We start from the raw sequence: 12,801 nt of genomic DNA on the forward strand, positions 1-12,801 counted from the left end.
ATATCTTCCACCAAAATCGGTCAATTATTTAAGGACATTAAAGGTATTATTTTCTTTAAAATAATTGGCCATAAAACGAATTCCAAAGTAAAAGAAAGTAATAGTTATCATCATTAAAACATGACTTAAATCGTCTTTGTTAAACCAGATGTGCGGGTTTAACTTCAATAAGAAAATGAAAGCAGATGGAATTAAGATAACTACACCAAACACGATGTATTTAAATCCTTCCATGCCCTTTTTCCAAAAGTAAACTCCAAAACCTCCACAGAAAATAAGGTAGGCAACAACGGCGTCAACGGTTACAAATAAGAAACTCTTCAAGGCGATGGCTAATACCCATAGAATAACCGCTTTGGCAATCAATATGCGAGTTAATAGCTTTTTACGCAGTGGATTATATAAGCTAATCATAGCTTTACCTGCGTAGAAACTGGTTAGTATACCCAAGGTCCAACACGGAAACTTCCCATAGATATCTGTGTAGTAGAAAAAAGTATGACCTAATCCACCGAAAACTGTAGACAAACCAAATAGCATGTAGAAACCTTTCCAGTACTTTTCAAACTCACTTTCAGGTTTTCCCAAATTGTAATAACAAACAAAACAAATGGTAGCAATTAACCAATTTGTGATCAGTGCCATTGGTTCTTGTAAACACAAACCGGCGAAGGTATACGGTAATTTTTCTGGAGAAATACCGCATTCAGATACTAATTCCACTAACATGGCGCAAAAATACGTCAAAGAATAACATAGACAAGTAATTTTAAAAACTATGCCTTCCCAATTTCCATTATTCGTAGAGCATTTCAAGAAATTAGCATCTTCGATACATTTCTCAATTTCTTGTTCCGGTTGACGGTGTATTTTTCAATTTAATAAATACATAAGCTGAACAAATCCCTGCAAAGCGTTAATTTTGTTGTAATGAATATTCCCTCTAAACATATAGAAGAAGCCGTTGAACAATTGGCATCCTTACCGAGTATAGGAAAACGAAGTGCGTTGCGTTTGGTTTTACATCTATTGAAAAGGAGTCCAGAAGAAATTGAGCGTTTTGCCCAAGCTTTCATCACGATGAAAAGTGAGGTGAAACAATGTACTTCTTGTGGAAATATTTCTGACAAAGAATTATGCGCCATTTGTTTAAACCCCAACAGAGATACTTCCTTAATTTGTGTGGTTGAAGATATAAGGGATATTATGGCCATAGAAGCGACTTCGAGCTATAAAGGAATTTATCATGTTTTAGGAGGAATAATTTCTCCCATGGATGGTATTGGTCCGAGTGACTTAAACATAGACACTTTAATTGACAAAGCGGAAAACCAGGAAATCACAGAAATTATTTTTGCCTTAAGTGCGACCATGGAAGGAGATACCACCAACTTCTATTTGTATAAAAAACTTAAAGATTTCGACTGTAATATATCCACGCTTTCTAGGGGGGTTGCTGTGGGATCTGAACTACAATACGCCGATGAATTAACCCTGGGAAGATCCATCATGCAGCGTTTGCCTTTCGAATCTACTTTTCAGAAATAGATTTTCTAAAGTCGATTTTTAGTGTAATTTTAGTAAAAACTATCATTATGCTTAAAGAATTCAAAAAATTTATTGCCAAGGGAAATGTATTAGAATTGGCTGTTGGTTTAATTATGGCTACTTACTTTGGAGCCATTGTAAAATCGTTGGTGAATGATATTATCATGCCTGCCGTTGGCTACCTAATTGGAGGAGTTGACTTCAACAAATTAACATTGGTTATTGCCGAAGCTGTACCCGAAGTGGTGAATGAAGCTGGTGAGGTGGTAACACCCGCAGTTGCCGAAGTAGCAATCAAATACGGGGTATTCATCAATACCATCATCGTATTTATTATTGTTGCTTTCTCTGTATTCTTAGTGGTAAAAGCCTACAACAACATGAAGGCTCGCATGGAAAAGAAAGAGGAAGAAGCACCTGCAGCTCCACCTGCACCCTCTAAAGAAGAAGTCTTATTGGGTGAAATTAGAGACTTGTTAAAAGAGAAATAAAGACAGTATTGAGTTTGAGTTTGGAGTGAAGAGATTTTTTACTTGGACTTAACAAAAAGAGCGAACCAATCAGTTCGCTCTTTTTTTTTGCACTCTTTTGTTTAGTATAATCTTCTGTAGTTATATAGTTCGCATAACGCAATCGTGCTGGAGCCGACGATACAATCTAGTTCCACAGTTTGCTTATGGAAGACTAAAATAAATACCCTTTACTCGTCTAAACCGAAATGTAAACCTAATAGAAAAATAATCGTAAGGATTACAAGGTGGTCTATCACTCCATTGATAGGTGTATTGCCCCAACACTTTATTATCTGGTTCACCTAATACTTGAATTAACTCTTTCTTTTTCAATCCACAAACCCCACTTTCGCAAGAGTATCGATGTACAAGTAAATAACATAAACTATCCCTATTGGTTTTACATACACTTGTATCACTCCTCCACAATTCAAATTGTTCCACGAGTGAATCCAATTTTGTTTGCCCCTGAGTAAAGAGAGGTGAAAATAAAACTAAAAGAAACAATCCTTTCAGCCCTATCCACCTTTTCCTTATCCATTTATTCATGCTCTTTCTGTTTATTTTAAATCTACTTACTATTCTTTTATAAGTAACTATATGTATTTGGTTAATGGAATTCAGAGAAAATATTAGCTAAAAAAAAGAGCTAACATCTCTGCTAGCTCTTTCTATATCTTATAGTACTTTACTTACACGTTGAAAACCCAGTTGTTTTCATCGGCAATTTTACCAATTTTCAAATCATCTAAGTACTGGTGTACTTTATTAGAGAATTCTCTAGTTTCCACTGCTGGAAGTTCGAATTTCTCATCTCTAAATCCTATCATTTTAATTGGTGCGATAGTAGCGGCTGTACCTGCTCCAAAAGCTTCTTGTACTCTACCTTCTTTACACGCTGTAATGATTTCTTCAACCGTTACTTTACGCTCTTCTACTTTCATACCCCATTGTTGAGCTACCTCTACAACAGATCTTTTTGTTATTCCACGTAAGATAGTATCACTCTCTTCGCTTGGCGTAATCAATACGTCATCAATAACAAACATGATGTTCATTGTACCAGACTCCTCAATGTACTTGTGCTCTTTTGCATCTGTCCAAACCAACTGGTGGAAACCTTCTTTTTGTCCTAACATTGCAGGGTATAAAGAAGCTGCATAGTTACCAGCTGTTTTCGCTCTACCTACACCACCTTCTGCGGCTCTTGTGTAGTTCTCTTCAATTTTCACGTTCAACGGTTGCGCGTAGTACGCTCCTACTGGACAAGTGAAAATCATAAATTTATAGGTGTCAGACGGCTTGATTCCGATGTAATCATCCATTGCAAATAAGAACGGACGAATGTACAAAGAGTATCCTTCTTTCTTTGGTACCCATGCCTCATCGATTTCTACCAATTTAGCGACCAATTCAACAAATAACTCTGGAGAAAGCTCTGGCATGCACATTCTTTTGCACGACTCAGCAAATCTTTTCCCATTCATTTCTGGTCTAAAGATAGAAACGCTTCCATCTTCCTTTCTGTATGCTTTTAATCCTTCAAAAATTGATTGTCCATAGTGGATTACAGAAGTTGCTGGGTGCATTTTTAAATCTTGAAAAGGACGAATAACTGGGTCTTGCCATTTTCCGTCCGCGTAATCCATTTCTAACATGTGATCAGAGAAAACTTTTCCAAAAGGAAGGTTGTCCCAATCTACCGCGTTAATCTTAGATTCCGCTGTTTTTTCAACTTGAAAATTTATTGTTTTAGTGTTCATACCTTGTAATTTCACAGCGCGAATATACTCATTTTCTAACGATGCGTCAAGGTGAAAGTGACTAACGGCGACAAAACCGCTAGCCTTTTGTCTTTCAAAAACTTCGCTTACCTAGACTTTATGCATTCTTCACTTTTTCCCAAGTTTCAAATAACTTGTCTTGAGAAGGTCTATCTGCTTCAATTTCTCGCAAGGGTTCGCATGGTTTTAAGGTATCCATACATTCCTTAGGTAAGGCTTGATAAAGTGCTGTTCCCTTTGTTTTCCAGGCGATCATATCATCACTTACCTCTTTCACTTTCTTGGCAGGATTCCCCACCATCAAAGATCTTTTTTCTACGTGCGTTTTTGCAGGAACGAAAGCCAAAGCTCCAATAATACATTCTGCTTCAACAACCACATCGTCCATCAATACAGCATTCATTCCTACCAAACAATTTTCTCCTACGGTGGCTCCGTGAATAATTGCTCCATGTCCAATGTGCGCTCCTTTCTTCAAAGTCATTGTTGTACCTGGAAACATGTGCAGAGTACAATTCTCTTGCACGTTACATCCGTCCTCAATTACAATTTGTCCCCAATCTCCACGTATAGCAGCTCCAGGACCTACATAAACATGTTCACCTATGATTACATTTCCCGTTACCGTAGCATTGGGATGTATAAAACTTGAGGCTGCAATTACCGGTTTAAAACCATTAAATTCAAATATGTTGGCCATTGTATTTTTTTGTTCAAAAGTATAAAAGTTCGTCGTTCCTTTTACTTTTAATCAAAAGCAAGAGAAAATTGGTCTAATTCTTAACCCAATAGCGATTTTTTTCGTTATATTTAGTAAGAGCTATTCTAGGAGAGAAAACAAAGCATGTCAAAAGAAATTAATCACCCGTATTGTAGGTTTGTACAAGATCTTAACAAAGACAATTTACACAAGCAATACCACGATTTCAGATATGGTTTTCGCATCACAGATGACAACGAATTATTTGGACGTTTGCTTCTAGAAATAAATCAAGCAGGCTTGAGTTGGGACATCATCTTAAAAAAGGAAGTCAACTTCAGAAAAGCCTTTGACAATTTTGACGTAAGTAAAATAGCCGCATATACACCTGAGAAGGTGGAAGAATTGTTGAATAACAAAGGAATTATTCGCAATAAACTAAAAGTAAATGCAGCCTTGCACAACGCCCAACGCGTTTTGGAAATACAAGATGAGTTTGGGAGTTTTTACAACTGGTTAAGCTTACATGAAGAACAAGAACTAACAAAACAAGCGTGGACGAAGTTGTTTAAAGGCAATTTCAAATTCACGGGAGGAGAAATAGTCGGAGAATTTTTAATGAGTACGGGTTTTATGCCTGGAGCTCATGATGAAAACTGCGAAATATACTCCAGAATAAACAACACTCTATATGAATAAGATACTCATCATACTTACTAGCTTCTTACTGAGCTTTGGGGGATATGCCCAATACAGTTTGATTGCTGGAGGGGGACCAGACTTAGGTTTGGGAACCGCTATTAAGGGAAGAACAACTTTAAATTTCGGATTGGAATTACCAGAATCTGAATGGCATACGATGCGCATTAATGCGACTTACTTTATGCCCCTTACGGATATTCAACGCGGAAATATGGTGGCCGAATTGCGTCCTGAATTTACGGGGCAAGGTAATTCTGTGATTTCTGTTCCGGTTACCGAAAGTATACGTCAATTTGCACTTTCCTATGGTAGAAGAAATTTCGCCTTTAACACCTATGATGATGGTTTGGCTTTCTACTTTGGTTCTAACACAACCTTGGGTATGATATCAGACATTATAGAATTAGGAGAATACGATACAGAAAAGTACTATTTCCCAAATGGAGATGTTGATCCGGGGAAACACTATTTTAGATCTTTTTACTTTGGAATTGGTATGGTGGCCGGACTTAAATACCAGCTTCCTGCTGAATGGAGAAGTGCATTAACACTTGAGTTATTGGGTGACTACAACATCATGATTTACGACAGAGCAAATGTTTACGGAACGTACATTTCTCCTCTAAACTTCGGTTTAAAACTAGGCTATAGAGTGGATATTTTCTAAATCTTTTCGCATTTCTCCCAAGTTCTGGTAGCGTTTTAAAATACCCTTCAAAAGGACCTTACCTTGTTGCTCTCGTGTGTATTGATTCGGCGGTTTGGCGAAGGATTCTTTTGCGGTTAGCTTATTTAAAAGACCTTGATACTTTCTCCATTTTCTCGATAAGGTAGGCAAAGGTAGATTCAATTGTAAATTAATACTTTGTACTGGATTGGGATGCAAAAAAGGCAACTCTTCCTCCATAAGTTCATACATCAGTATACCCAAAGCATAATAATCTGTTTGAGGAACAAAAAGCTCTGGCACATTCAATACCAACTCCGGAGCTGCATGTCCAAATGGATAATAACTTTTCCGTTTCGTTGAGGAATTTTCCATATACCTCCAAGCCAAACCAAAATCTATAAGCTTCACCTCAAAGGCATTGATATCTCCAGAGATAATTATGTTAGAAGGTTTAATATCCAAATGAAGTAAATGTTGATTATGGACTTCATCCAAAAGTTTTGAAAAGGAAAATAAAAATTGAGGTAGAAACTTTTTACGTTCTCTTCGTTTCAACTTCTTGTAAAAACTCAACAAGTTCTCGCCTTCAAAGAATTCTTTTAACAAGTAAAATTTACCTTCTTCTTCCCAATGTTTAAGGCTACTTTGTAAAGATGAAGAAGCAAAGGTGAATAGCCTTTCATTCTTCAGCACATTAACCGCCTTTTCATCCTTTAAACTTGCAATTTTTAATATGTGATGACAACCCGTTTGAATATCTTCAACCACATGCGTTGCAGAAAATTTTCTTTTGTTTTGAGAAATTTCTGTATCGAGAAATTTATATGCTGAAAGCACCTTCTTACTTTTTAGATTGCAAATGAATTTGCAGGGTAAGGTACAAACTTCTTCCGTTAGATGGAATTATTCCTGGACCGGGATAAGCTGTTGCTCTACGCGTAAAATATTTAGCGTCGAAAACATTGTTTATACCAGCTTCTATTTGGAAAGTTTTGTTCCATTCATACTTTGCAGAAAAATCACACACAAAATAAGAAGGGATAACTCCGTACAAGGCATCTCCAGAAGGATTTACAGAGTTCGAAGCATCACTAAATTGGTCAGAAGTATAGCTTCCTTGGAATTGTAAAGACAATTTTTCTGTTTTGTATTTCAATCCAGAACGCACAATGAAAGGTGCCACATACTCTACCCTATTTCCGATTAAACTCGGCTCTTTCGAAGTTATATAACGCGCATCTATATAAGCCACATTAGCAAACACCCTCAAGGCTTTTTTCTGCTTGCGGTTGAATATTTTCAACACATCCAATTCTGCAACCGCCTCTATTCCCATGTTTCTGGCATTACCAATGTTGGTTCTTTGACGTTTCAATCCATCTGGTGCTAATCCAATTTTATCTCCATAGAAAATGTAGAAAGCTCCTGCATCTATGAAGAAGAAATTATCTATCATACCCTTATAACCCAACTCAAAAGTCGCCCCATATTCATCTTGAATATTCGTATCTATCGTTAAGTTAGGGTTGTTAATTCGTATGTCGTTGAAGTTAATGGCTCTATAATTCTGACTCACGTTTCCGTAAATTTTCGCTCCATTTTTCAAACTATAGCTCGCTCCTGCTCCACCTAAAAAGACATTACGCGTTGTTGATCTACTATCACTAATTTGAAAACGGTCTATGGTATCTCCCAATAAAGGGTGAAGGTTGTATTGGTAATAATATCCCTCTGTTCCACTCTTAATATGTTCATACCTCACCCCCGCATTAATGGTCCACTTTTTAATCAACACCACTTGATCTATAAACAGCGACATGTTTCTCGAAGGGAAAGAGAAGTTCGAATTATCTACATCATCAGGCGTATTGAAACGGAAATCTGCATCATCTCCAGCTGAAGCCAAACCTTCTTTTGAAACAGTATGTCCTTCATAAGCTCTGGCTCCAAACAGCAATGCACCATTGATATCTGTTGCTTTAATTTTCGCATCATACTTGCGCATTAAACGTGCTTCTGTACCGTAATTTTTAAAGTCACCATAAATAAGCTTACGGAAACCACCAATATCGGCTTGATTAATTTTCCCTAAAAAACCAAGAGACTCTCGCGTTGACTTCATACCAAAAGCTCTTACGTTCAAATGGGTCTTTTTGCTTATTTCATAATCGAAATGCGTGGCCAATAAATTCCAATCTACAGCAAACCAGTTTCTATCTCTTATACTTTGTCTGGAATCTTCATTAAATTGTTGATCGGTTAAACCACCCGACTGCTGCGTGAGGTAATTCATTTTGGTGTACTCCAATTTCCAATCTATATTCTCTGTGAACTTATAACCAATTTGTGCAAAAGCTTGGTGTTGGTAAAATCCTCCATTTGGTCGGTAACCATTTCCTCTTTTATATTGATGATAGGCTTGATAATAAAATCGCTTTTTACCGCCACTAACTCTATTGTAGGTTCCTAAGTATCCAAAACTCCCCCCTGTGGTTCTTGAAGTAAAATCTATGAGTCGATCTGTATTGGCATCCTTTAATACAAAATTCAACAATCCTCCGAACTGTGTACCGAATTGTAAAGCTGCAGAACCTCTTGTAATTTGAATTTCTTTCAAGGCTTCAACAGGTGGTGTATAATAACTTTCAGGATAACCTAAGGCATCTGCACTAATATCATATCCATTCTGACGCGTATTAAAATTAGCGGTACGGTTAGGACTCAATCCTCTACCTCCTACTCCAACTTGAATACCTGCTCCGTCACTTTCCCAAATATTCAATCCTGGAACTTTAGCGTATAACTCTCTTGGGTTACCCGTAGATTTTGCCCCTGAAAGATTTTTCAAAGGAATGAACTCCGACTTACCGTAGTGGATTCTTGAACTTGTAATTACAGGTGGAATACCTATATCAAAATCTTCATACTTATCTCTAATGATGTCTACATCATCCATTACCAGTACAAGATTTCTAATTTTATATTGTTTAGCTGTAAAATCGGTGACTACAAAAAGTAAAGTATCATAGTCCGTAGCTGTTATTCTAATACTGTCTTGCAACTGAGCTTTTAGAGCAAATCCTCCAGCAATATCCACACGTGCTTTTGCACCTGAAGACAAATTGGTAACGATGGTAGAAATAACTACCTCCTGATTTTTAGCATCCACAACATTTCCCTTCAATACCTCTTGGGCATGTAGAAAGGGAATACCAAACGCTAATATGATCGTTACTAATATTTTCACGGCTTAAACTCTTCTATAAAGGTTCTGTGTTTTAAATCGTATTTCAGGTCTGCAAAATTATACTTTTTAGAAACAAATTGTTGGTTTAACCTACCATTTAAAGAAACTTTGACATCTGCGCGAACAATAGGGTCTACCAAATGCACTTGATGTTGTCCATAAACCAAAAGAGTATCTTTAAATTGATCGTATAAATGATGACCATATTGGATCAAAAAATCGGCTTGTGTGGCCATTTGTTTTTCCTGACTTTCCGTAAGGTAATCGGAATTATCAATTTCAATTTGCTTCCCTGTATTTCTATCCTCTATGTAAAAAGTGGCCAAACCTTCTTTATGCATCAGCATTACGCGCCAAGAAAAGCGAAAGCCCTCCTCGTTCCAAAATAGATTTCCTGGGTAGAGTAAATATCTAAAAGGCAAAAGCAATTGAACCACAACAAATACAAGAATGAAATACTTATATAGCTGATTCACTTTGGTTACAACCATACCTTTTTGTGTTTTCACCTTTAACCAAGCTTCTAACTTTTGCAACAGTTTTAAATGAAAACTAGCTGGAAAGAAAATCAAGGTTGAGCATATCATCACCCATGGAAAAACGCCTATGGGGAATAACAACCAGGTAATGATATGGAAACTGATTACAAAGAAATAAGCATAAGGTCTGGTTTTCTTCCCCAATAATAAGAAGGGAATGGTGGTATCGTAAATCAAACCAAAATAAGCAAAGAAATACGCTACGTAATCGTTGGCCAATATGCCACCTATCAAAGGCAAGTGATGAAATTTATCCAACCACAATTTTAAAGGTTGAGCCAACACCAACCAATCATATTCTATTTTAGCAATTCCAGCAAAAAAGTAAACCAAGCCCAATAGAAAGCAAATGATGTTTCTATAAATGGCTGGAACTTCGTCCCATTGCTGAAGCTTGAAAATTTTCAGATCTAAAGAAAACCTGCGGTGAGCAGGAATGAAAATGAGTAAGAGTAGCATCAAACTCACAAAGTAATAATGGTTAAGGTAATAGGTTTTATCGATGAGTTCTATGTACGAAAAACTCAAAAAAAGTAAAGTTGCATTGATGCGATAAAAAGCTCCAAGGATCATACCTATAGATGCTATTATCATAAGAATGAAGGGAAGATACATCCAATTCCCCGGAAGTTTCTCTACCCAATCGAATCCTAAATAAGTGAAATGAAAGTCGGGCAATATATAATTATCGAATACCCATCCTTTCGAAAGGAAACGCACCGCCCCAAAAAGCATGAGTGCACCAAAAATTATTCTAAACACCACAAGAGGGGCAATACTTACCCCTCTATACATTAATGTATGTGATATTTTATTAATCCCCGTCATTATCTTGATAAGTAATCATGATGGCAAACAAGGCAGGCATGTCTGTTTTAATATTAACCACCTGAGATTGTATCAAATCATAAGCCGCAGAAAGCTCCGTGTTTTCTGCATTAATTTCAGCTTTCAAAGTAGTATTGAAAGTCTCGAATTTATTCAATACACTTGTGTAGGTAGAAGTTATATCTGTATTAAGGGTCTGACCTTGATCCACAAAAGACAAAACATAATCTTGAAAACCTATACCGTCATTTCCTTTGTAATCTCCCTTGTAAACTTCTCTAGATGCCTCAAGACTCGCTTTTATTAAGTCAAAAGAAAAACCAGAGTAAGGAGCTTCTATATACTCAGGCTGAGGTATACCTAAACTTTGCTGACCAATAGGAATTCCGAATTTAGCTACCTTAGTTAACTCATAATCTTTATTAAACTCATTTACTAAAAATGACATAGAACTCGTAGATGACGTTCCTGTGTTTGCTTTAAACTCTTGGGTATATGAAGTATTCCAAGCATTAACAACTGCATTAATTTCTATTTGCATTTTATCAATTAATTCACCTAAATAAGTTAATCGATTTGCATCTGATGCTAGTCTATTCAAAGCCTCTTGCGTAGACAAATCAAACAACAAGTAATCCATAGCCGGGAAACCAATTGCATCTGCATTACCGGCTGCTCCTAGGGTATAAGAACCGCTCGTAATGTTGTTATCCACTTTAGCGGTATCACAAGGATAAGTTCCAAAAGCACCTTTAATTCCGTAATCCATAGATGGACCAAAATTGAAGATTTGACTGTGTTGAAACTGAAGGTAAGCTGTTTTCCAAGCGTTTTGTAAAGCCTCTAAATTGGCCTGAGTAACATCAGCCTGAAAAGAAGAAAAAGAGGATTTAAGCGTGCTAATTTCTCCCTGTAAATCTGTTAAAGAAGGAACTATCACCTTGTCAGCATAATCTGCCAACAATGCTGTTTTATTAAATTCTACTGTAGGTTCAACAGGTTCTTTACATTTAGATGAGAGTAAAGAAAGCGCCAATGCCGAAACAAAAACAAGCTTAAATCTTTTCATTTTTCTTTTAATATTTTACTAGTACTTCGCGTTGATTGCCGCTTTGATGTTGTTTAAGTCAACCAAAGTTAAATCCCAGAAGTTATCTCCGTACATTGCTAAAATAGCATTCAATTCTGTTTGTGTTAAAACACGCGTGTCTTGTGCTGCGTAACGGATACACATTGTAAATCCTAAAGCTTCAGATAAAGTGTGGAAATACAAAGCATCATCAGTACCAAAGTTAGCAATAGCCAAATCTAAGTAATGAACTGCTTGACGCGCTGCAATTTTTTCCCACATTACTTGAATTGCTTCGATCGCCTCATCTCTAGAAGTATAATCCTTTTGAGTAATTGCAAATCTTCCTTTTAAGAAGTTATTCATCATTACTGAGTTAGAGCTCAACTCAGTATCTCTACTGTTACAGTACTCTCCCCAGAAGTGATCAGGAATAGTTGTAGGGAAATCAACATCAACTCCAAAGTAACCAAAAGCCTCATCGAAGTGGTGCTCCATAGTTGTGTAGTACTTACCAGCAGTTGCATCCACAGCTGTAGTGTTGTCTACATCCATTTTCGCATCTGAGAAATAAACGTTGTTTGCTTGGTACATCAATACTGCACCCATCAATCCTTTTTCGATTAATTGCGTGTATTCAATTCCATTTGCCCCTAATAAATACGTTCTTGTTCCATTGGTAACGATTCCCGCTTGTCCGTAAGCCGCTGTCATATCGTAAGACTGTGAAGCCAAGGCCATAGAGTCTAAGGCATCTTCAAAGAAGCTTACATCTGCAGAGAAACACTTATCTTTCAATTGTTTTGAAGAAGAAAAAGTAAAGTTTCCATTTCCATTGTCACCAGTATTGGCGAACATATCTTGCAAATCTTGCGCACTTACTGGAGCGTTAACACCACTTTTCATTAAGGCTACCATTTCTGACAATTGCGCCAAACGATCTTGTTGTCCTCCATAAGAAACTGTTGAGTTTCCTTCCGCATCTGTAAACTCATAAGTAGTTGGTGCGAGGGGTGAGTTATCAATGTAAACACATGACCCATCATCTTTTTTCGCTTCTTCGCTGTAGTTAGATGCCGTTTCATCCGTACATCCTTCTTTTTTACAAGCTGTAAATGCCATTGCTCCTGCAACCAATACTAAAAGTGCTTTACTTTTATTCATCTTTAGTGTTATTTAGTCTTATTTTAAATAGTGCTGCA

General features: G+C 36.9%; 13 protein-coding genes. 4 read left to right on the forward strand and 9 right to left on the reverse strand.

Annotated elements, in window-relative coordinates:
- Positions 1-24 precede the first annotated feature (24 nt).
- Complete coding sequence (locus tag BM327_RS10065) at positions 25-729, reverse strand: DUF6962 family protein (RefSeq protein WP_090249053.1); 705 nt, start codon at positions 727-729, stop codon at positions 25-27.
- A gap of 201 nt (positions 730-930) precedes the next feature.
- On the opposite strand from BM327_RS10065, the gene recR reads away from it, so the two are divergent.
- The gene (gene recR / locus BM327_RS10070; protein ID WP_090249055.1) at positions 931-1,548 is read left to right on the forward strand and encodes a recombination mediator RecR; all 618 of its coding nucleotides are present in this window, start codon (positions 931-933) and stop codon (positions 1,546-1,548) included.
- Positions 1,549-1,595: 47 nt separating this feature from the next.
- Complete coding sequence (gene mscL, locus BM327_RS10075) at positions 1,596-2,039, forward strand: large-conductance mechanosensitive channel protein MscL (RefSeq protein ID WP_090249057.1); 444 nt, start codon at positions 1,596-1,598, stop codon at positions 2,037-2,039.
- A 183-nt stretch (positions 2,040-2,222) separates the two neighbouring features.
- Here mscL and BM327_RS10080 read toward each other — a convergent pair whose 3' ends face one another.
- The 3 genes from BM327_RS10080 to BM327_RS10090 all read right to left on the reverse strand — a co-directional run bounded on the left by BM327_RS10080 (position 2,223) and on the right by BM327_RS10090 (position 4,544).
- On the reverse strand, positions 2,223-2,504 hold the full coding sequence (locus tag BM327_RS10080; RefSeq protein WP_139230330.1) for a hypothetical protein: 282 nt from the start codon (positions 2,502-2,504) through the stop codon (positions 2,223-2,225).
- 248 nt (positions 2,505-2,752) lie between these two features.
- Positions 2,753-3,823, reverse strand: a complete 1,071-nt coding sequence (locus BM327_RS10085) for a branched-chain amino acid aminotransferase (RefSeq protein ID WP_090249061.1) — start codon at positions 3,821-3,823, stop codon at positions 2,753-2,755.
- 118 nt (positions 3,824-3,941) lie between these two features.
- Positions 3,942-4,544: an acyltransferase gene (locus BM327_RS10090; RefSeq protein ID WP_090249063.1), complete on the reverse strand. Its 603-nt coding sequence runs from the start codon at positions 4,542-4,544 to the stop codon at positions 3,942-3,944.
- Positions 4,545-4,688: 144 nt separating this feature from the next.
- Between BM327_RS10090 and BM327_RS10095 the strand changes: the two genes are divergently transcribed.
- Entirely contained in the window at positions 4,689-5,243 is a 555-nt protein-coding gene (locus tag BM327_RS10095; RefSeq protein WP_090249065.1) for a DNA-3-methyladenine glycosylase I, read from the forward strand.
- Entirely contained in the window at positions 5,236-5,913 is a 678-nt protein-coding gene (locus tag BM327_RS10100) for a hypothetical protein (protein WP_139230331.1), read from the forward strand. Before BM327_RS10095 ends, BM327_RS10100 begins: the two co-directional genes overlap by 8 nt.
- Here BM327_RS10100 and BM327_RS10105 read toward each other — a convergent pair.
- From BM327_RS10105 to BM327_RS10125, 5 genes are read right to left on the reverse strand one after another with little or no spacing between them, the layout of a single operon-like run.
- Entirely contained in the window at positions 5,887-6,753 is an 867-nt protein-coding gene (locus tag BM327_RS10105; RefSeq protein WP_170853732.1) for a serine/threonine protein kinase, read from the reverse strand. The two genes, BM327_RS10100 and BM327_RS10105, sit on opposite strands and share 27 nt — an antisense overlap.
- Positions 6,754-6,757: 4 nt before the next feature.
- On the reverse strand, positions 6,758-9,163 hold the full coding sequence (locus BM327_RS10110) for a TonB-dependent receptor family protein (protein WP_090249071.1): 2,406 nt from the start codon (positions 9,161-9,163) through the stop codon (positions 6,758-6,760).
- A complete protein-coding gene (locus BM327_RS10115; protein ID WP_170853733.1) occupies positions 9,160-10,497 on the reverse strand; it encodes an HTTM domain-containing protein in 1,338 nt (445 codons plus the stop codon). The genes BM327_RS10110 and BM327_RS10115 overlap by 4 nt, the downstream gene beginning before the upstream one ends.
- A 19-nt stretch (positions 10,498-10,516) precedes the next feature.
- A complete protein-coding gene (locus BM327_RS10120; RefSeq protein ID WP_090249076.1) occupies positions 10,517-11,599 on the reverse strand; it encodes an imelysin family protein in 1,083 nt (360 codons plus the stop codon).
- Positions 11,600-11,617: 18 nt separating this feature from the next.
- On the reverse strand, positions 11,618-12,763 hold the full coding sequence (locus BM327_RS10125; RefSeq protein ID WP_090249078.1) for a DUF4856 domain-containing protein: 1,146 nt from the start codon (positions 12,761-12,763) through the stop codon (positions 11,618-11,620).
- Between the last annotated feature and the right edge of the window lie 38 nt (positions 12,764-12,801).

The sequence above is a fragment of the Lishizhenia tianjinensis genome, from assembly GCF_900116425.1.
In the GTDB taxonomy this organism is placed as follows: domain Bacteria; phylum Bacteroidota; class Bacteroidia; order Flavobacteriales_D; family Crocinitomicaceae; genus Lishizhenia; species Lishizhenia tianjinensis.

What these genes read in the sequence shown, in the direction of transcription:
- BM327_RS10065 (WP_090249053.1), bottom strand. Translation starts at nt 729, where the DNA reads ATGTTAGTGGAATTAGTATCTGAATGCGGTATTTCTCCAGAAAAATTA.
- BM327_RS10120 (WP_090249076.1), bottom strand. Translation starts at nt 11,599, where the DNA reads ATGAAAAGATTTAAGCTTGTTTTTGTTTCGGCATTGGCGCTTTCTTTA.
- BM327_RS10115 (WP_170853733.1), bottom strand. Translation starts at nt 10,497, where the DNA reads ATGTATAGAGGGGTAAGTATTGCCCCTCTTGTGGTGTTTAGAATAATT.
- BM327_RS10085 (WP_090249061.1), bottom strand. Translation starts at nt 3,823, where the DNA reads ATGAACACTAAAACAATAAATTTTCAAGTTGAAAAAACAGCGGAATCT.
- mscL (WP_090249057.1), top strand. Translation starts at nt 1,596, where the DNA reads ATGCTTAAAGAATTCAAAAAATTTATTGCCAAGGGAAATGTATTAGAA.
- BM327_RS10100 (WP_139230331.1), top strand. Translation starts at nt 5,236, where the DNA reads ATGAATAAGATACTCATCATACTTACTAGCTTCTTACTGAGCTTTGGG.
- BM327_RS10125 (WP_090249078.1), bottom strand. Translation starts at nt 12,763, where the DNA reads ATGAATAAAAGTAAAGCACTTTTAGTATTGGTTGCAGGAGCAATGGCA.
- BM327_RS10090 (WP_090249063.1), bottom strand. Translation starts at nt 4,544, where the DNA reads ATGGCCAACATATTTGAATTTAATGGTTTTAAACCGGTAATTGCAGCC.
- BM327_RS10095 (WP_090249065.1), top strand. Translation starts at nt 4,689, where the DNA reads ATGTCAAAAGAAATTAATCACCCGTATTGTAGGTTTGTACAAGATCTT.
- recR (WP_090249055.1), top strand. Translation starts at nt 931, where the DNA reads ATGAATATTCCCTCTAAACATATAGAAGAAGCCGTTGAACAATTGGCA.